Raw genomic sequence first — 17,351 nt, forward strand, 5'->3', positions numbered from 1 at the left:
CGATGGCACGGTATCGGCTCTAGGGTCGAGGCATGCACACGCGACGCATCGGCAACGGCACGGTCGGCATCGACGAGGTGGGGGCGATCGGCCTCGGCTGCATGACGTTCGACCAGACCGGCCCGCAGCCGCGCGAGCAGCTGCTCGGCACGGTCCGCGCGGCGCTCGACGCGGGTGTCACGCTGCTGGACACCGCCGACGCCTACGGGCCGGGCGAGCAGCTCGGAGCCGCCTGCCAGGGCGAGAACGAGAAGCTGGTCGCCTCGCTGCTCGACGAGCTCGGGGTGCGCGACCAGGTGCGGCTCGCCACCAAGGGCGGCTGCACCCGTACCGACGGCGGCGGCTGGGGTCGCGACAGCTCGCCCGAGCACCTGCGGCAGGCGGTCGACGACAGCCTGCGCCGGCTGGGTGTCGAGCAGCTGTGGCTGTGGCAGCACCACCGCCCCGAGGACGGCCGGGACTGGTCGGAGACGGTCGGCGTGCTGCGCGAGATCGCGGACTCCGGCAAGGTGCGCGCCGTCGGTCTCTCCAACGTCGACCCCGACCAGATCCGTGCGGCCCACGCGGTGCTCGGCGACCACCTCGTGAGCGTGCAGAACCAGTTCTCCCCGGCGTTCCGCAGCAGCCGGCCCGAGATCGACGTCTGCGACGAGCTCGGCCTCGCGTTCCTCGCCTGGAGCCCGCTCGGCGGGCTCGGCGACGCGAAGTCGCTCGCGGACAAGCACCCGGCGTTCGCCGAGGTCGCGACCGCGCGCGGGGTGAGCGCGCAGCAGGTCGCGCTCGCGTGGGAGCTCGTGCAGGCGCCGGTGGTCATCCCGATCCCCGGCGCCAAGCGGGCGTCGTCGATCACCGACTCCGCCGCCGCGGCCGATCTCGAGCTCAGCGCCGACGAGATCGCCCGCCTCGACCGCGACTGAGCGCGCCCGGGGCGCTGCCCCCGGTCCCCAGGGGTGAGCCCGGTGCACCGGCCGGCGCCCCGAGCGCCGCCTCCAGCACGCCGGTCAGCGGCGCCGGGACGGCGGCGGGCGGCAGCGACTCGACGAGCCAGGCGCCGTAGCTGACCTTGCGCCCCGCGGTGGTCCCGAGGAACCGGTGCAGCTGGTCGTGAGGCTCCTCCTCGCGGTGCGCCGGCTGGTGCTGGAAGAGCCGGAACCGGTCGAGGTCGCCGTGCTCGGCCAGCAGCTCCTGCACGCCCGCGACGCCGTGCGCCCGGATCAGCTCGTCCTCCAGGTCGCGGTCGCACACGTTGAACCCGGAGCGGGCGAGCGCACCCGGGTACGGCTCGTGGTCGAGCCCGCCGAACAGGGCGCGGCAGGTGTGCCGCACCTCGCCGACGTCGACCAGCCCGGCGAGGCGGAGGTCCTCGCCGCCGGGCCCGTACCGCGCGAGCGCGCGGCCGATCGCCATCGCTCCCCCGATCGGCACGACCAGCACGCCCGCGGCGTCGAGGTCGAGCCCGTGCACGGTCGCCGCGGCGCGGACCGCCGCCTCGTCGCTGCGACCCTCGACGAGGATCGCGGCGACGGGCGGCGGCTGCGTCACGGCACCGAGGGTGTCAGTCCCGCGTGAGCTTGCGGTAGGTGACCCGGTGCGGGCGGGCGGCGTCGGGGCCGAGCCGCTCGACCTTGTTCTCCTCGTAGGCGGCGAAGTTGCCCTCGAACCAGTACCAGCTCGCCGGGTTCTCCGGGGTGCCCTCGTAGGCGAGCATGTGCGTCGCCACACGGTCGAGGAACCAGCGGTCGTGGGAGACGACGACGGCGCAGCCCGGGAAATCGAGCAGCGCGTTCTCGAGCGACCCGAGGGTCTCGACGTCGAGGTCGTTGGTGGGCTCGTCCAGGAGCAGCAGGTTGCCGCCCTGCTTGAGCGTCAGCGCCAGGTTGAGGCGGTTGCGCTCGCCACCGGAGAGGACGCCCGCCGGCTTCTGCTGGTCCGGCCCCTTGAACCCGAACTGCGAGACGTAGGCGCGCGAGGGGATCTCGACGTTGCCGACCTGGATGAAGTCCAGCCCGTCGGAGACGACCTCCCACAGGGTCTTCGTCGGGTCGATGTTCTCGCGGCCCTGGTCGACGTAGGAGATCTTGACGGTCTCGCCGATCTTGAGGTCGCCGCCGTCGAGCGGCTCCAGCCCGACGATCGTCTTGAACAGCGTGGTCTTGCCGACGCCGTTCGGGCCGATGACGCCGACGATGCCGTTGCGCGGCAGCGTGAACGACAGCCCGTCGATGAGGAGCCGATCGCCGAAGCCCTTGCGCAGGTCGGTCGCCTCGATGACGACCGAGCCCAGGCGCGGGCCCGGCGGGATCTGGATCTCCTCGAAGTCGAGCTTGCGGGTGCGCTCGGCCTCCGCCGCCATCTCCTCGTAGCGGGCCAGACGGGCCTTCGACTTGGTCTGGCGGCCCTTGGCGTTCTGCCGCACCCACTCCAGCTCCGACGCCAGCCGCTTGGCGAGCTTGGCGTCCTTGCGGCCCTGGATCTGCAGGCGCTCCTGCTTCTTCTCCAGGTAGGTCGAGTAGTTGCCCTCGTAGGGGTACAGCCGCCCGCGGTCGACCTCGGCGATCCAGCCGGCGACGTGGTCGAGGAAGTACCGGTCGTGGGTGACGGCGATGACGGCACCCGGGTACTTCGCGAGGTGCTGCTCGAGCCACTGCACGCTCTCGGCGTCCAGGTGGTTGGTGGGCTCGTCGAGCAGCAGCAGGTCGGGCTTCTGCAGCAGCAGCTTGCAGAGCGCGACGCGGCGGCGCTCACCCCCGGAGAGGTTGGTAACGGGCTCGTCGCCGGGCGGGCAGCGCAGCGCGTCCATCGCCTGCTCGAGCTGGGAGTCGAGGTCCCACGCGTCGGCGGCGTCGATGTCGGCCTGGAGCTTGCCCATCTCCTCCAGCAGCGCGTCGTAGTCCGCCTCGGGGTCGGCCATGAGCTCGCCGATCTCGTTGAAGCGGTCGAGCTTGCGCTTGATGTCGCCGAGGCCGTCCTGGACGTTGCCCAGCACGGTCTTGCTCTCGTCGAGCGGCGGCTCCTGCAGCAGGATGCCGACCGAGTAGCCGGGCGACAGCCTGGCCTCGCCGTTGGAGGGCTGCTCGAGCCCCGCCATGATCTTGAGGATCGTCGACTTGCCGGCGCCGTTGGGGCCGACCATGCCGATCTTCGCGCCGGGCAGGAAGGACATGGTGACGTCGTCGAGGATGACCTTGTCACCGTGCGCCTTGCGCGCGCGAACCATCGAGTAGATGTACTCGGCCACTGCTCTCCCAGGGTGTCGTCGAGCCGGATACCAGCCTCCTAGCCTACGTCCGACCCGGCACCTCGGGCTCCGAGCGTCCGGCCACCGCTGTGGTGGTCCGGCCCGCGGTGGTGGGCTCACACCCCGGTCAGCGCCTCCTCGGCCACCGGTTCGCCCTCGTCGGAGCCGTCGGCCGGGCCCCCGCCACCGTCGGGGTCGGTCTCGTCGTCGAGCTCCTGCATGCCGCTGAGGTCCACCTCCGGCCGCACCCGCGGCGCCACACCGGAGCCCGGGTCGGTGCCCGCACCGGCGTCGTCCGCGCCGTCCCCGTTCCCGCTCTCCGGTGCGCCACGGTTGACGCGGAGCACGTGCGCCACCACGTGCCGCAGGTCGGGCCCGAGCGCGTGCGCGGTGATCACCGGGGTGCGCAGCGTGACCCCGGAGCCGTGCGTGTACTCCTCGATCTGCAGCGCTCCCTGCACGATGACGGCGTCGCCCTTGCGCAGGCTCATCGCGACGTTGGTCGCGAAGTCGTCCCAGACCTTGACGTCGTACCAGGACGTCGGACCGTCCGCCCAGCCCTCGGCCGTGCGGACCCGCCGGTTCGTCGCGACCCGCAGCCGCACCCAGGCCTTCTTGCCCGGCGCCTGCTGCAGCTCGGGGTTGTGGCCCAGCCGACCACGGACGGTCACCTCGGTCTCGCTCACCATCGTCTCGCTCCTTCCGCGCACCCGACGTCGTGGTCGGGCCGGCACCGTGCCGGAGCGCTCAGGCTGGCGCGCGGCCGCGGCGGCGCGCAGCGCCCGCGAGGGGGTGCTGTGGACGACGGTGCAGCAGCGTCAGCCTGTGGACGAACCGAGCACACCGGCACGCACGGCCGCGTGGTCGGCCAGGACGTCCGCCGTCGGCTCCTCCAGGTCGGCCGTGACGACGGCAGCGAGCGCACCCGCCACCTCCGACCGGTAGCGCTGCGCACGCTCGGTCGCGGTGCGACGGCGCCGCGACCGTGCGGACAGCACCAGCACCGCGCCGACGAGCAGCACGAGCACGCCGCCGCCCAGCAGGAGCAGACCGGGGGTCCGCTCGACGGCGAGCATCACCACCGCGCCCGCGACGCCCAGCACCGCACCCAGCACGAGGGCGACCATCCCGATCAGCCGCATGCGTGCGGCGGTGCGGTCGCGACCCTCGGGCAGCGCGACCCTCTCGAGGGCATCGGTGACGTGCTCGTGGAAGTCGCCGGCGGCGGCGACGGCGCTGCCGACCGCCTCGCGCCACCGCGGCGGCAGCCCCGTGGTCGCGGTGGCGAGCCAGCCCTCCCGGATCGCGTCAACGCGGCTGCGCGCCGGTCGCTGCACGGTGCTCAGCGCGACGGGACCGGGGCTGGCGACCGCCGCCTCGAGGGCGTGCGCGACCGCGGGCACCCCGGCGGCGTCGGCGAGCGACTCCGCGGTCCGACCGGCCTCGGGCAGGTCGGGCTCGCGCTCCGCGAGACCCGTCGCGACCCGGCGCGCGACGGCGCCGATCTCGTCGCGGGCGGTGCGCGCCGCCACCGACTCGGTGCGCATGACCTCGCGCAGGTGGTCGCGGACGTCGGACACGCCGTCGCCGGTGCGGGCCGAGGCGAGCACGACCGGGACGTCGGCGAGGCCGTCCTCGGCGAGCAGCCGCACGACGTCGTCGCGCACCGCGGCGCGCCCGGCCTCGGTGAGCGTGTCGACCTGGTTGACGACGACGAGCATCGCCTCGTGGCGGTCCTGCAGCTCGCGCAGGTAGCCCTCGTGCAGCACGTTGTCGGCGTACTTCTGCGGGTCGACGACCCAGATCAGCAGGTCGATGAGCGGCAGCAGCCGGTTGACGAGCTCGGCGTGGCCGGTCGCGACCGAGTCGTGGTCGGGCAGGTCGAGCAGCACGAGGCCGCGCAGGTCGGCCTCGTCGGCGCCGGTGAGCGCGGACTCGCGCAGGATGCGCCGCTCGCGCGCAACCTGGAGGAAGTCGAGCAGCGTGTCGGCCGGCGGGCCCCACACGCACGCGGCGGCCTGCGACGTCGTCGGCCGGATGACGCCGACGTCGGCGAACGCGAGCCGGGTGAGGGCGTTGAACATCGAGGACTTGCCGGAGCCGGTCCCCCCGACGAGCGCGACGACGGCGTGGTCGACGCCGAGCTCGAGGCGCTCGACGACCCGCACGAGGTCGGTGCGGGCGCGGTCGCTCACCTCGCGGTCGAGACGGCTGCCCGCCCGGTCGACGGCGTCACGGATCTCCTCCACCCGAGCGCGCAGCTCGGGCCCCACCTCACCGGTCACACGTACTCCCGCAGCTCGCTGGCTCGCAACCGTAGCCGGGTCGCGGCGTCGGACGGGTCGACGTCCATGTCGTCGAGGGCCTTGAGGAACTCGTCGGCCTCGGCGGCGACGGCAGCCGCGGCCCACTCGGCGAGGTCGTCGCGGATACGTGCGGCGGCGGCCGTGCCGGCGTCGCCGAGCAGCCGCTGCACGGCACGCGAGGCGCCGTCGACGCCGGCGGCGGCGGACTCGACGAGGTGGCTGATCTCGATGCCGGACAGCGGCTCGGACGCGGTGAGCTCGATCGTGCGCTCCCCCACGACGTCCTGCCACTCGCGGAACAGCAGGTCGAGGCGCTCGTTGCGGGCCGTCGTCGTCACCTCGGGGGTGACGAGCGCGGCGAGCTGGGTGCCGGCCGGGGTGTCAGCGAGAGCCGCGCGGATCGAGCGCTCGGCGGAGGCGCCGGCGTCGACGAGCAGGGTGCGCAGCTCGCCGAGGCTGGTGTCGCGCAGCCGCTGCAGGGCGTCGGCGCGGCCGACGGCGGAGCGGCGGTGCCGGCGCCGCTGCAGCCAACCCTTGGGGGCGCCGACGAGCGAGGACAGCGGACCTCCGGAGCTGGCGCCGGCGAGCCACGCGGTGGTGGGGGCGCCGGTGGCGGCGGAGCCGGCCTTGACGTCGGCCCGTGCCTGGGCGGCGGCGGCGCGGGTGGCGGCCTGGGCGGTGCCGTGCAGCGCGAGCATGGTGCGGCGCTGGGTGTCGAGGTTGGCGGCGAGCAGCTGCACGTCCTCACGCAGCGCGGGCCAGGCGCCGCGGACGGTGCGGGCGATGACGCTGCGCGACTGCGCGCCGGCGCCGAGGACACCGAGGAAGCGGGCGAACGCCTCGACCTGCTGCTGCGGGAGCATGCCCTCGAGCGGCCCGGCGTCGGGGATGACGAAGAACGGCACCGACGTCAGGCCCTGCTCCTGCAGGCGCTGGAACAGGTCGTTGCGGATCTGGGCGAGGCCGGAGCGCTCGACGCGGTTGAGCACGACGGCGATCGAGATGCCGCGCTCGGTGGCGTCGCGCAGCCGCTGCCAGGGCAGGGCGTCGCCGTACCGGGAGCCGGTGGTGACGAACACCCACATGTCGGCCATCTCGACGAGCTGGTCGGCGAGCTCGCGGTTGCCGGCGTGCACGGAGTCGAGGTCGGGCGCGTCGACGATCGCGAGCCCGCGGGTGGTGCCCTCGTGGAGGACGGGCTCGGCGATCTGCAGGACCGGGTGGTCGGCGAGCAGCTCGGCGTCCTTGGGGTGGGTGACGAGGACGGGCTCGCGGGTGGTGGGGCGCAGCACGCCGGCGGGTGTGACGTCGCTGCTGACGACGGAGTTCACGAGCGTCGACTTGCCGGCGCCGGTGGACCCGCCGAGCACGACGATCGCGGGCGCGGACACCTCGCGCAGCCGCGGCAGCAGGTGGTTGCTGATCTGCAGCACGAGGCGGGTGCGCCGGGCGCGGGCGTCCTCGGCGTCGGGTGTGTCGAGGGTGAGCCGGGCCTTCTCGACGTCGTGCAGGAGGTCTTCGACGACCTCGACCATGGGGACGGGCGGGGGCCCGGAGGGTGCCGCCGCGCGCCCCTGGAGGTCCCCGGCCCCCTGCGCGGCGTCGTCCGTCGTCGTGCTCACGGCCCTAGCCTGCCGGTTTCCGGCCGTTGGTACCAACGCACGCGCGGGCGGACCCCCTCGGCGCCGTAGTCTTGAGGTCGGCGTCACCCCCGCCGGGGCCGCCTGCGATGCCCTCGTAGCTCAATGGATAGAGCACCAGCCTTCTAAGCTGATGGTTGCAGGTTCGAGTCCTGCCGGGGGCGCGAGCGACGAAGGAGCGAGCGGCCCCCGGGAGGACGATGGGAGCCGGAGCGCGGCCGCGAGGCACGAGCGGGCGCCGACGGCGGCGCCTGCCGGGGGCGCGAGCGACGAAGGAGCGAGCGGCCCCCGGGAGGACGATGGGAGCCGGAGCGCGGCCGCGAGGCACGAGCGGGCGCCGACGGCGGCGCCTGCCGGGGGCGCTGGCGTCCGCAGCACCCGGGCGGAAGCGTCCACTGCACGAGCACCGCGCGGCCGCTGGGGCCACCGAGGGCCGCGCCGCCGACCGCGCATCCCATGAAGCCTCCGCAGCGGCGACGACGCGGCCTGACATGCCGGTGCGTTGTGGACCCCCTACCCCTCCACCACCTCCACGACCCCACCAGGCGCCTCGAGCAGCTCGACCGTCCGCTCGGCGGCGGTGTCGACGTGGACCCGTGGGTGGTCGGGCGGCGTGGTCGGGTAGAAGGTGCCGGGCCCGTAGAGCTGGCCGTACCGCAGCACGACGCCGCCGACGCCGAGGACGGCGTCCTCGAGGCAGCGGACGGCGTCGGCACCCGGTCCCGGCGGCATCGTCCAGGCGACGCTCTGCGCGAGGATGCGGCGGCAGCCGGCGGCGGCTGCGGCGTCGAGCAGGTGGCGGGTGCCCTCGACGCGGATGCGGGCGTTGCCGGCGCGGCGGGCCGGCAGCTCGTCGGCGCTGTCCGGCAGGTCGGTGAGCTGGTGCACGACGACGTCCGGCGCGAACGCGGTGACGGCGGCGGTGAGCCCGGCGGCGTCGTAGACGTCGCACACGATGGGCTCGCCGCCTGCCTTCTCGACGAGGCCGGCGCGGGCCTCGCTGCGCGTCGTGCCCGCGACGACGTGGCCGGCTGCGGCGAGTCGCCTCACGACGCGGTTCCCGATGACGCCGGTGCCGCCTGCGACGAGGATGCGCAGCGGCTGCCCGGCCCGGTCGGTGGTGTCCTCGTGCGTGGTCACGGCACCACGGTAGGCGCCTCGCCCGGGCGCGGAGGCGCGGGCCCGACCGTCCACGAACGCACCCCCGGTCCGGCCTGTCCGGCGCAGCGGCCCGGGAGCGCCAGCCCCGAGATCGCTGCTGCCGTCGCGCCGCAGCGCCGCCGGTCGGACTCGAGGAGTCGTCACCCCTCGCTGGACGTCGGGAAGGCCCGGACCGGGTGGCTGAGCCGGTCGATCGTGACCTCGCCGATGATCGCGACCGTCGCCGCGCAGCGGCTCGGCGACGTCATGACCGCGGAAGGTGGCGCGCTCCCGTCGCTCGACGGCGGCCCAACCCGTCGCGGCGTGGCGTCGCACCCATCGAGCGACGGGTTCCCGCCACGCGGGGTGAGACGGCGCGCCGCTGCTAGTGTCGCCACGTCGCCGGCGGCCGCCGCGACGCACGTCGACCGGAGCGGGGTGAGGGCTCGATGAGTACCGACGCCAGTAGTCCGCGGCCGGTCGCCCCGCGACCCACGCCGCCGCCCGCCTGAGCCGGCCTCCCGCGCCGTCTCCCCCGCTGCGCGACCGTTCCCGGTCGCCCGGTGCCACCGCGCCCGCCGCGTCGTCGCGGGCGCCGCGCCGTCGGCCTGTGCCGCGCCGACGACCGCCCCATCGCCGTCAGCCGCCGTACCCCGAAGGAGGTGCCGTGCACACCGACCAGACCCTGGACGTCACCGCGCTCGACGAGAGGTTGCGCCGCACCCTCGGCGAGCAGGACCTCGCCGCCGCGCGAGCCACGATGGCCGACGCCGGCCACGACGACCTCGTCGCGACGCTGGAGCGGCTGAGCTCCAAGCAGCGTGCGATCGCCTTCCGGCTGCTGCCCAAGGGCAGGGCGTTGGAGGTGTTCGAGAGCTTCCCGCCCTCGTTGCGCGGCGAGCTGGTGCAGGGTCTGCGCGACGCCGAGGTCGCCGAGATCTTCGCCGCGCTCGAGCCCGACGACCGTGCGTGGCTGCTCGACGAGCTGCCGGCCTCGCTCGCGCCGAGGCTGCTGCGTGGCCTCTCGCCCCGCGAGCGCCGCCGCACGTCCGCGGTGCTCGGCTACCCGCAGGGCGCCATCGGGCGCCGGATGAGCCCCGAGTACGTCTCGGCCCGGCTCGACCACACCGCCGGGGAGGCGCTGCAGCGCGTCCGCGACCGCCTCGACGACGCCGAGACCGTCTACACGCTGCCGGTGCTCGACGGCGGCCGTCGCGTCGTGGGGGTGGTGAGCCTGCGTCGTCTGCTCGGGGCCGACCCCGCGACACCGGTCGCCGAGCTCATGCGGGACGCCCTCGTCGCGGCGGCCGACGAGGACGCCGAGGACGCGGCGCGCCGCTGCACCGACCAGGGTCTGCTGGCGCTGCCGGTCGTCGACCGGGAGTCGCGGCTGGTCGGGATCCTCACGATCGACGACGCCGTCCGCATCCTCGAGCAGGAGGAGAGCGAGGACGTCGCGCGCCAGGGTGGTGCCGAGCCGCTGCGCCGGCCGTACCTGTCGACGCCGATCCTCAGCATCGTCCGCTCGCGCGTCGTGTGGCTGCTGGTGCTCGCCGTCGGCGCGACGCTGACCGTGCAGGTGCTGTCGCTGTTCGAGGCGACGCTCGAGCAGGTCACGGTGCTCGCGCTGTTCGTGCCGCTGCTGATCGGCACCGGCGGCAACACCGGCAACCAGGCCGCCACGACCGTCACGCGCGCGCTCGCGCTGCAGGAGGTGCGGCCGCGCGACGTCGCCCGGATCGTCGGGCGCGAGCTGCGGGTGGGGCTCGCGCTCGGGGCGCTGCTCGGCGGCCTCGGGCTCGCCGTCACCTCGCTCGTCTACGACGCGCGCGTCGGTCTGGTCATCGGGCTGACGATGCTGGCGGTGTGCACGATGGCGGCGACGGTCGGGGGCATGATGCCGGTGGTCGCGCGGACGGTGCGCGTGGACCCGGCGGTGTTCTCCAACCCGTTCATCACGACGTTCGTCGACGCCACCGGGCTGGTCGTCTACTTCCTGGTCGCGAAGGCGGTGCTGCAGATCTGAGCGTGCTCAGCGCTCCAGCACGACGACGTCGACCCCGCGCAGGCTGAGGTAGCGGCGGTCGCCGGCGTCCACGAGGGTGAGGAGCACGTGGTCGCACGAGGCGCAGCGCGCCACCAGCCCCGGGGCATCGGTGTACACGACGGCCTGCCCGAGCGCGGCGTCGGCGCCGCAGCCGCCGCAGCGGCACACCAGCCCGGTGACCTCGGGCACGAGCACCTCGGCCAGGGCACCGGCGAGCACGTTGCCGTCCAGGTGGGTCATCGCACGCCTCCGAAGCGCTCGGTGAGGATGTCCTGCTGCGCGTGCCCCAGCTCCTCGAGCCAGGGCACCACCGTCTCGACGAAGCCGGTCGAGCCGCACACGTAGACGCGGGGCCGCTCGGTCGCCGGCACGGTCACGGCGGCGAGCGCGTCGCGAGTCACCCGCCCGACCGGTGCCGACCACCCGGCGGGAGCGCGGCGGGTGTAGACGAGGTCGAGCCGGAACGTCTCCCCCACGAGCGCGTCGAGCTCGGCGCGGAAGAACACGTCCTCGGGCGTGCGGACCGAGTACAGCAGCCGGAACGGGGTCCGGTCCGCCGCGGCGTCGTGCGCGACCGCCATCGCGTACAGCGGCACGACCCCGGAGCCACCCGCGACCAGCTGCACCGGCCGGGTGCTCTCGCCCGGCCGCCAGTGGAAGAACGATCCGAGCGGCCCAAGCACCTCGAGCACGTCGCCCGCGCGGACGTCGCGCACGAGGAACGGCGACACCTCGCCGTCGGGCACCTCGTCGACGGCGAGGACGACGTGGCCGGGCCCGGAGCGGGCGATCGAGTACGAGCGGGTGGCCTGGTAGCCGTCGGGCGCGGTGAGCCGCAGGTCGAGGTGGCTGCCGGGGTCGCTGCCGGGCCAGCCGGGCACGTCGAGCAGCAGCCGGGTCGCGGTGGGCGTCTCCGGGCGGACCTCGGCGACGGTGGCGACGTACCACGCGGGGCGGGGCCGGCCCCGGCGCGCAACCGGCGCCGTCTCGACGCTCACCAGTAGCGCTCCTCCAGCCAGGGGTCGCCGTGGATGTGGTAGCCGTTCTGCTCCCAGAACCCGGGGTCGTTGGTGGGCATGGTGGTGAACCCGCGGATCCACTTGGCGCTCTTCCAGAAGTACAGGTGCGGCACCAGCAGCCGCGCGGGTCCGCCGTGCTCGGCGGTCAGGGGCGCGCCGTCGGCCTCGACGGCGATCCAGGCCTTGCCGTCGAGCAGGTCCTCGAGCGGGAGGTTGGTCGTGTAGCCGCCGTAGGAGTGGGCCATCACGTAGTCGTCGGTGGTCTCGACGTCGGCGAACAGCCTGTCGAGGCTGACGCCCCTCCAGCTCATCCCGAGCCGCGACCAGTGGGTGACGCAGTGGATGTCGACCGTGACGTCCTCGACACCGAGCGCGAGCAGCTCGTCCCAGCTCCACCGGTGCTCGGTCCCGGTCTCGTCGCGGATCGTCAGCGACCACTCCTCGGTCGGCACGTGCGGGGTGGGGCCGGCGGAGAGGACCGGCCAGTCCGACACCAGCGTCTGACCGGGCGGCAGCCGCTCGTCGCGGTCACGGCGCCGCCCCGAGAAGCCTCGCGTCACGATGTCCACCGCTCGCTCCGTCCTCGCGCCCGGCTGGGATGCGCCGAACGCTACTCCCGGGCCACCGCCCTCGACCAGGGGGTTCGAGGGATCTGGGATCTGCGCCGCAGACGCACCGGTGCCGCCATACTCCGGTCATGAGGGTCGGCCGGCTCCTGGCGGCCGCTGCGCTGCTGGTGGCGGCCGGGTGCGCCGCCACGCCCGACGACGCCGAGGACGGGGACGTGCTCGGCGAGCCCCCGACCGTCGTCGTGGCGGGCGACGGCACCGAGCTCGCGCTCCAGGCCTGGGCCTGGTGCTGGACGGACGCGACGTCCGGCGGCTGCGCCGACGGCGCACCGCCCGACCACCCGGCCTCGATCGGCTCGCCCGACGCCGTCGAGATCACCTTCCCGCACGAGGGCTGGTGGTTCCGCGCCACCCTCGTCGAGAGCACGACCGACGACTGCCCGCGCCACATCCTGACGAACCTCTCCCGGGAGACGGCGACCACGCACCGCCTCGAACCCGTCGGCCCTGCGGGGACCTGGACCGTGGAGCTGGTCGGCGACGGTCCCGAGGGCGATCTCGTCGTGACGTTCCTGTGGGACACACCCGTCGACGGCCCCGTTCCCGCCGAGCAGACCGGCGGCTGCGGCTGAGGGTCGGGCCGCGGGGCGCGCGGACACCGCCGGTTCCTGCCACGATGTGCTCGTGACGAACCAGCGCCCGATCGAGACCTGGCTGACCGACATGGACGGCGTCCTCGTGCACGAGGACTCCCCCATCCCCGGCGCCGCCGAGTTCATCACCGCGCTCCAGGAGAGCGGCCGCCGCTTCCTGGTGCTGACCAACAACTCGATCTACACCGCGCGCGACCTCGCGGTGCGGCTGCGCCGCAGCGGCATCCCGGTGCCGGAGCAGGCGATCTGGACCTCCGCGATGGCGACCGCGCGGTTCCTCGACGACCAGCGCCCCGGCGGCAGCGCCTTCGTGCTCGGCGAGGCCGGTCTCGCGACCGCCCTGCACGACGTCGGCTACGTCATGACCGAGACCGACCCCGACTACGTCGTGCTCGGCGAGACCCGGACCTACTCGTTCGAGGCGATCACGAAGGCGATCCGTCTCATCGAGGGCGGCGCCCGCTTCATCGCCACCAACCCCGACCCGACGGGACCGAGCCTGCAGGGCACGCTGCCTGCGACGGGCAGCGTCGCCGCGCTCATCAGCACGGCCACGCAGCGCACGCCGTACTACGTCGGCAAGCCGAACCCGCTGATGATGCGCTCGGCGCTCAACCAGCTCGAGGCGCACTCCGAGACCACCGTGATGATCGGCGACCGCATGGACACCGACGTCATCAGCGGCCTCGAGGCGGGCCTGCGCACCGTGCTCGTGCGGACCGGCTCCACCCGGCCGGGGCAGGTCGAGACGTTCCCCTACCGGCCCACGCGCGTCGTCGACTCGATCGCCGACCTGGTGCCGCTGGCGTCGGACCCCGACGCGGTGCTCTGACGCCGGCCCGACGGCGCGGCTCCCCCGCCCGCTAGGGTCGTGACGGCGCGGGGACCGCTCGGGGGTGCCGCCGTCCGGGCCGCACACGGCCTCGCGCCGGAGCGGAGGACCGATGCCGAGGACCCGTCACGCCGCCGGCCTGCTGGCCGCGGCGCTGCTGGTGACGGTGACCGCGTGCGACAGCGACGGCGGTGACGGCGGGTGGGGCTCGGGCTCCGCGTGGTCGGTGCAGGGTGCGCTCGCGCAGCTGCCCGCCGCCGCGCCCGACGCCACGGTCCTGGTCCAGGCGGGCGACCTCGTCACGGCGAGCGAGGCGGCCGGCGTCGAGCGCCCGGATGACCTCGACGGCCAGGCCCTGGTGGACTGGCTCGGACCGCTGACGGGTGGCCCGGGCGCCGAGGAGGCGCTCGTGTTCGTGCCGATCGCCTCGCTCTTCAACGCGCCCCGGCTGCTCCAGCACGAGGAGTTCGCCGACGAGCTCGGCTTCTCGGTGCTCGACGCCGAGGCGTTCGTCGAGCAGTCGACTCCGCCCGCGACGTTCGCGGTGGTCGCCGGCGACCTGGACGGCGCCCTGCGCGACGACCTGCCCGAGGTGGCCGACGGCGTCGTCACGGCCGGCGAGGGCGAGGACCTCGCCACCGACGTCGCGAACCAGACGGTCGCGCGACCGCTCGGCATGCCGCTGCGCCTCGCCGAGCGGCCCGGGCTGGTCGCCGCCTCCCCCGGCACGACCGCGGTCGCCGACTGGGTCGCCGGGCCGGAGCGGACGCTGGCCGACCACGACGAGCTGGGCGCCGTGGCGTCGGCCCTCGACGACGCCGACGTCGTCGCCGCCGCGCTCGCGACGGGATCGTCGATGGCGCTCGCCGACGCGCTCGGCGAGACCGGTTCGCCCGAGCAGGTGGCCGCGCTCGAGGCCGACCTGGGCGCGGTGCTGCCGCCCGAGCCGTTCCGGACCGTGGGCATCGGGTGGGGCGTCGAGGACGGCGCGGCCGACGTCGCGATCGCCTACCACTTCGGGTCCGAGGAGGCCGCGGAGTCGGCTGCGCCGGCGTTCGAGGCGATGTTCGCCGAGGGCGACACGCTCGTCAGCCGCCAGCCGCTGTCGGAGCTGCTCACGCTCGACGGCGTCGACCGCGACGGCCCGGTGGTGGTGCTCGACCTGTCGCTGCCCGACGGCGTGGGCCCGCGCGTGGTGTTCGACCTCTACGTCAGCCGCGACCTGCCGTTCGCGCACCGGTGACCGCGACGACCGCCGTCACGACCGCTGACTAAGGTGACCCGGGTGAGTGCAACGGACGCGATCGTGTGGGTCGACTGCGAGATGACGGGGCTCGACCTGGCCAAGGACGCGCTGGTGGAGATCGCCGTCGTCGTCACCGACTCCGAGCTGAAGCCCCTGGGCGGGGGCATCGATCTCGTCATCGCGCCGCCGCCGGGCGTGGTCGACACGATGCTGCCGGTGGTGCGGGAGATGCACACGGCCTCCGGGCTCATCGACGAGCTCGAGCACGGCATCCCGCTGGCCGACGCCCAGGAGCAGGCGCTCGACTACATCCGGCAGTTCGTGCCCGAGCCGCGCAAGGCGCCGCTCGCGGGCAACTCGGTCGGCACCGACAAGACGTTCCTCGACCGTGACATGCCGGACCTGGTGCAGCACCTGCACTACCGGATCATCGACGTGTCCTCGATCAAGGAGCTGGCGCGCCGCTGGTACCCGCGGGCGTACTTCAACGCGCCCGCCAAGGCCGGCGGGCACCGGGCCCTCGCCGACATCCTCGAGAGCATCGACGAGCTGCGCTACTACCGCGCGGTGCTGTTCCCGCCGGACCCCGGGCCGGACTCCGCGACCGCCAAGCGCGTCGCCGCCGAGGTGCTGTCCTCGCGCACCGTGCTGCCGCCGTCGGCGGGCGCGGCGGGGTGACGCGGCGCACGTCCTGAGCACCCTCGCGGCCCGGTACACTGGCCGTCGTCGCGTGACGCGGGTGCCCCACGTCGCGTGCGCATGGTGGGTATAGCTCAGCTGGTAGAGCGCCTGGTTGTGGTCCAGGAGGTCGCGGGTTCAAGCCCCGTTACTCACCCCAGCGGACGAGGTGCGGACCCGATCGGGTCCGCACCTCGCGTCGTCTCCGGGCTCGCCGCCGTCAGGCGACGGCGATCGCCTCGAGCTCGACCATGAGGCCCGGGATCGCCAACCGCTCGACCTGCAGCATCGTCGTCGTCGGAGCGACCCCCGCGGCTGCCAGCCGCCCCGCCAGCACGCCGTACTCGGGCATCAGAGCGTCGACGTCGGTCGTGTAGACGGCGACGCGGACGAGATCGGCCAGCGTCATGCCCGCCTCCCGCAGCACCGCCTCCAGGTTGTCGACGGCGACGCCGAGCTGTGCGCCCATGTCGCCGGGGTGCGTGGGACGTCCGTCGACGGCGGTCGCCGCCTGCCCCGAGACGTACAGCGTGCGGCTCGCGCCCGAGACCACCTCACCCTGGTTGAAGCCCAGCCCCAGCGACCACGAGACGGGGTTGACCGCCACTCGCTCCATCGTTCCTCCTTCGTGCGGGTGCCCCCGGCGGCGCCGCTCGCCGCGCGCTCGGGGCACCCGCAGCACCAGCGTCCCGACGAAGCACGACACCTTGTGTCACCCTTTCTGGTAGACCCTGGGACGGTGCGCGCCGACCGCCTGGTCTCCCTGGTGCTGCTGCTGCGGCAGCGGGGCCGGATGACGGCCGCCGAGCTCGCGGCCGAGCTCGAGGTCTCCACACGCACGGTGCTGCGCGACGTCGAGGCGCTCTCCAGCGCCGGGGTGCCCGTCTACGCCGACCGGGGCCGCCACGGCGGCTTCTCGCTGCTGCCGGGCTTCCGGACCGAGCTGACCGGCCTCACGCACGACGAGGCGCTCGCGCTGCTGGCCGCCACCACTCGCCGGTCCGACCCGCTGCTCGGGCTGAGCCCGGCGCTGGCCTCGGCGGTGCGCAAGGTCGTCGACGCGCTGCCGGCCGGTCACCGCGACGAGCTGGCCGGTGCCACGCGCCGGATCCTCGTCGAGCCCGGCTCCGACCTGCTCGCCCGGCCCGCCGCGACCGAGGCCGTCCCGGCGGCTGTCATGGACGAGGTCAGGCGCGCCGCGCTCGCGGGACGCCGGCTGCGGTTGCGCCACGCGGCACCGGGCGCCGAGGCGCGCGAGCGCGTCGTCGACCCGCTGGGGCTGGTGACCGTCCGCGGGCGCACCTACCTGCTCGCCAGCCGTGACGGGGCGGACCGCACCTACCGGCTCTCGCGCGTCGTCGCCGCGCAGATGCTCCCGGAGCCGGCCGCCCGCAGCGACGACGTCGACCTCCGACGGCTGTGGTCCGAGCGCAGCGCACGGTTCCTCGCCGGGAAGAGCCTGGTGGTCGACGTCCGCGTCCGCGACGAGCGACGCGAGGAGCTCCTCGACACGGTGCGCGCGGTCCGTGCCGCGGCGCAGGACGGCGAGGGCTGGTCGCGTCTGGAGGTCGTCGTCGACGACCTGCGTCACGCCGTCTGGGCGCTGTGGCGGCTGGGCACGGAGGCGGAAGCGCTCGGCCCGGTGGAGCTGCGGGTCGCGCTCGCCCAGCGGGCGAGCGAGATGCTCGCGCGATACAACGGCTCAGCGCCGGCCAGGCACAGCCAGAGCCCGCGCGCGCAGGAGCCCGCCCGTGCGGGCCGCGGCCACGGCCGTGACGCACGGCATCGCGATGCCGAGCAGCACGACGCGCCAGGAGCCGGTGAGGTGCGCGGCGAGCGCCCCGGCAGCGGCGGCGGCGATGATGCCGGTGGCGACCTCGCCCGCGAGCTCGGGTGAGCCGACGCGGCTCGCGCGGTCCGCCACGAGCCCCGAGCCGCGAGGACGAGCGGGCGAGAGGCGCGACGCCCCGTGCCGACCCGCCG

Annotated in this window: 17 protein-coding genes and 2 tRNA genes; 9 read left to right on the top strand and 10 right to left on the bottom strand. The window is 74.7% G+C overall.

The features are described from left to right. The first annotated feature begins 32 nt into the window (after positions 1 to 32). On the top strand, positions 33 to 917 hold the full coding sequence (locus GPA02_RS11830; protein ID WP_156200250.1) for an aldo/keto reductase: 885 nt from the start codon (positions 33 to 35) through the stop codon (positions 915 to 917). On the opposite strand, the gene GPA02_RS11835 is transcribed toward GPA02_RS11830, so the two are convergent. The 5 genes from GPA02_RS11835 to GPA02_RS11855 all read right to left on the bottom strand — a co-directional run bounded on the left by GPA02_RS11835 (position 880) and on the right by GPA02_RS11855 (position 7,166). Continuing rightward, positions 880 to 1,542, bottom strand: coding sequence for a TOPRIM nucleotidyl transferase/hydrolase domain-containing protein (locus GPA02_RS11835; protein ID WP_156200252.1), 663 nt, complete (start codon positions 1,540 to 1,542; stop codon positions 880 to 882). The genes GPA02_RS11830 and GPA02_RS11835 overlap by 38 nt on opposite strands. A gap of 13 nt (positions 1,543 to 1,555) precedes the next feature. Continuing rightward, on the bottom strand, positions 1,556 to 3,238 hold the full coding sequence (gene ettA / locus GPA02_RS11840; protein WP_156200254.1) for an energy-dependent translational throttle protein EttA: 1,683 nt from the start codon (positions 3,236 to 3,238) through the stop codon (positions 1,556 to 1,558). A gap of 116 nt (positions 3,239 to 3,354) precedes the next feature. Further along, positions 3,355 to 3,927, bottom strand: coding sequence for a single-stranded DNA-binding protein (locus tag GPA02_RS11845; protein WP_156200256.1), 573 nt, complete (start codon positions 3,925 to 3,927; stop codon positions 3,355 to 3,357). Positions 3,928 to 4,056: 129 nt separating this feature from the next. Further along, positions 4,057 to 5,523, bottom strand: a complete 1,467-nt coding sequence (locus GPA02_RS11850; RefSeq protein ID WP_162457765.1) for a GTP-binding protein — start codon at positions 5,521 to 5,523, stop codon at positions 4,057 to 4,059. Continuing rightward, positions 5,520 to 7,166, bottom strand: a complete 1,647-nt coding sequence (locus GPA02_RS11855) for a P-loop NTPase family protein (RefSeq protein WP_156200260.1) — start codon at positions 7,164 to 7,166, stop codon at positions 5,520 to 5,522. Before GPA02_RS11855 ends, GPA02_RS11850 begins: the two co-directional genes overlap by 4 nt. A gap of 109 nt (positions 7,167 to 7,275) precedes the next feature. Here GPA02_RS11855 and GPA02_RS11860 point away from each other — a divergent pair. Further along, positions 7,276 to 7,348 (top strand) — tRNA-Arg (locus GPA02_RS11860). 349 nt (positions 7,349 to 7,697) lie between these two features. Here GPA02_RS11860 and GPA02_RS11865 read toward each other — a convergent pair. Next, on the bottom strand, positions 7,698 to 8,324 hold the full coding sequence (locus GPA02_RS11865; RefSeq protein ID WP_240134016.1) for an NAD-dependent epimerase/dehydratase family protein: 627 nt from the start codon (positions 8,322 to 8,324) through the stop codon (positions 7,698 to 7,700). Positions 8,325 to 8,991: 667 nt separating this feature from the next. On the opposite strand from GPA02_RS11865, the gene mgtE reads away from it, so the two are divergent. After that, positions 8,992 to 10,350, top strand: a complete 1,359-nt coding sequence (mgtE, locus tag GPA02_RS11870; RefSeq protein ID WP_156200262.1) for a magnesium transporter — start codon at positions 8,992 to 8,994, stop codon at positions 10,348 to 10,350. 6 nt (positions 10,351 to 10,356) lie between these two features. On the opposite strand, the gene GPA02_RS11875 is transcribed toward mgtE, so the two are convergent. Genes GPA02_RS11875 through GPA02_RS11885 form a run of 3 tightly spaced genes read right to left on the bottom strand, consistent with a single transcriptional unit; the run spans position 10,357 to position 11,959 of the window. Continuing rightward, on the bottom strand, positions 10,357 to 10,611 hold the full coding sequence (locus GPA02_RS11875) for a DUF6510 family protein (protein WP_156200263.1): 255 nt from the start codon (positions 10,609 to 10,611) through the stop codon (positions 10,357 to 10,359). Next, positions 10,608 to 11,369, bottom strand: a complete 762-nt coding sequence (locus GPA02_RS11880) for an FAD-binding oxidoreductase (RefSeq protein ID WP_156200265.1) — start codon at positions 11,367 to 11,369, stop codon at positions 10,608 to 10,610. The genes GPA02_RS11875 and GPA02_RS11880 overlap by 4 nt, the downstream gene beginning before the upstream one ends. Then, positions 11,366 to 11,959 (bottom strand): molybdopterin-dependent oxidoreductase, encoded by a 594-nt coding sequence (locus tag GPA02_RS11885; protein WP_156200267.1) that lies wholly within the window; start codon positions 11,957 to 11,959, stop codon positions 11,366 to 11,368. Before GPA02_RS11885 ends, GPA02_RS11880 begins: the two co-directional genes overlap by 4 nt. Positions 11,960 to 12,087: 128 nt before the next feature. Here GPA02_RS11885 and GPA02_RS11890 point away from each other — a divergent pair, with 128 nt between their 5' ends. The 5 genes from GPA02_RS11890 to GPA02_RS11910 all read left to right on the top strand — a co-directional run bounded on the left by GPA02_RS11890 (position 12,088) and on the right by GPA02_RS11910 (position 15,528). Continuing rightward, positions 12,088 to 12,591 (top strand): hypothetical protein, encoded by a 504-nt coding sequence (locus GPA02_RS11890; RefSeq protein ID WP_156200269.1) that lies wholly within the window; start codon positions 12,088 to 12,090, stop codon positions 12,589 to 12,591. A 91-nt stretch (positions 12,592 to 12,682) separates the two neighbouring features. After that, positions 12,683 to 13,444, top strand: a complete 762-nt coding sequence (locus tag GPA02_RS11895) for an HAD-IIA family hydrolase (RefSeq protein WP_204986600.1) — start codon at positions 12,683 to 12,685, stop codon at positions 13,442 to 13,444. Positions 13,445 to 13,556: 112 nt separating this feature from the next. Beyond that, complete coding sequence (locus GPA02_RS11900) at positions 13,557 to 14,687, top strand: hypothetical protein (protein WP_156200273.1); 1,131 nt, start codon at positions 13,557 to 13,559, stop codon at positions 14,685 to 14,687. Between the two features lie 33 nt (positions 14,688 to 14,720). After that, positions 14,721 to 15,368, top strand: a complete 648-nt coding sequence (orn, locus tag GPA02_RS11905; RefSeq protein ID WP_156200274.1) for an oligoribonuclease — start codon at positions 14,721 to 14,723, stop codon at positions 15,366 to 15,368. A gap of 84 nt (positions 15,369 to 15,452) precedes the next feature. Continuing rightward, positions 15,453 to 15,528 (top strand) — tRNA-His (locus GPA02_RS11910). A gap of 60 nt (positions 15,529 to 15,588) precedes the next feature. Here the strand turns inward: GPA02_RS11910 and GPA02_RS11915 are convergent. Then, positions 15,589 to 15,984 carry a RidA family protein gene (locus tag GPA02_RS11915; protein WP_156200275.1) on the bottom strand — a complete coding sequence of 132 codons (396 nt, stop codon included), beginning with the start codon at positions 15,982 to 15,984 and terminating at the stop codon, positions 15,589 to 15,591. Between the two features lie 123 nt (positions 15,985 to 16,107). On the opposite strand from GPA02_RS11915, the gene GPA02_RS11920 reads away from it, so the two are divergent. Further along, on the top strand, positions 16,108 to 17,265 hold the full coding sequence (locus GPA02_RS11920) for a helix-turn-helix transcriptional regulator (protein ID WP_156200276.1): 1,158 nt from the start codon (positions 16,108 to 16,110) through the stop codon (positions 17,263 to 17,265). The last annotated feature ends 86 nt before the right edge of the window (positions 17,266 to 17,351 follow it).

It is taken from the genome of Actinotalea caeni (assembly GCF_009733795.1).
GTDB lineage: Bacteria > Actinomycetota > Actinomycetes > Actinomycetales > Beutenbergiaceae > Pseudactinotalea > Pseudactinotalea caeni.

Coding starts and splice junctions, on each gene's coding strand:
- GPA02_RS11915 (WP_156200275.1), bottom strand. CDS start 15,984: ATGGAGCGAGTGGCGGTCAACCCCGTCTCGTGGTCGCTGGGGCTGGGC.
- GPA02_RS11900 (WP_156200273.1), top strand. CDS start 13,557: ATGCCGAGGACCCGTCACGCCGCCGGCCTGCTGGCCGCGGCGCTGCTG.
- GPA02_RS11830 (WP_156200250.1), top strand. CDS start 33: ATGCACACGCGACGCATCGGCAACGGCACGGTCGGCATCGACGAGGTG.
- GPA02_RS11890 (WP_156200269.1), top strand. CDS start 12,088: ATGAGGGTCGGCCGGCTCCTGGCGGCCGCTGCGCTGCTGGTGGCGGCC.
- GPA02_RS11895 (WP_204986600.1), top strand. CDS start 12,683: ATGGACGGCGTCCTCGTGCACGAGGACTCCCCCATCCCCGGCGCCGCC.
- GPA02_RS11875 (WP_156200263.1), bottom strand. CDS start 10,611: ATGACCCACCTGGACGGCAACGTGCTCGCCGGTGCCCTGGCCGAGGTG.
- GPA02_RS11845 (WP_156200256.1), bottom strand. CDS start 3,927: ATGGTGAGCGAGACCGAGGTGACCGTCCGTGGTCGGCTGGGCCACAAC.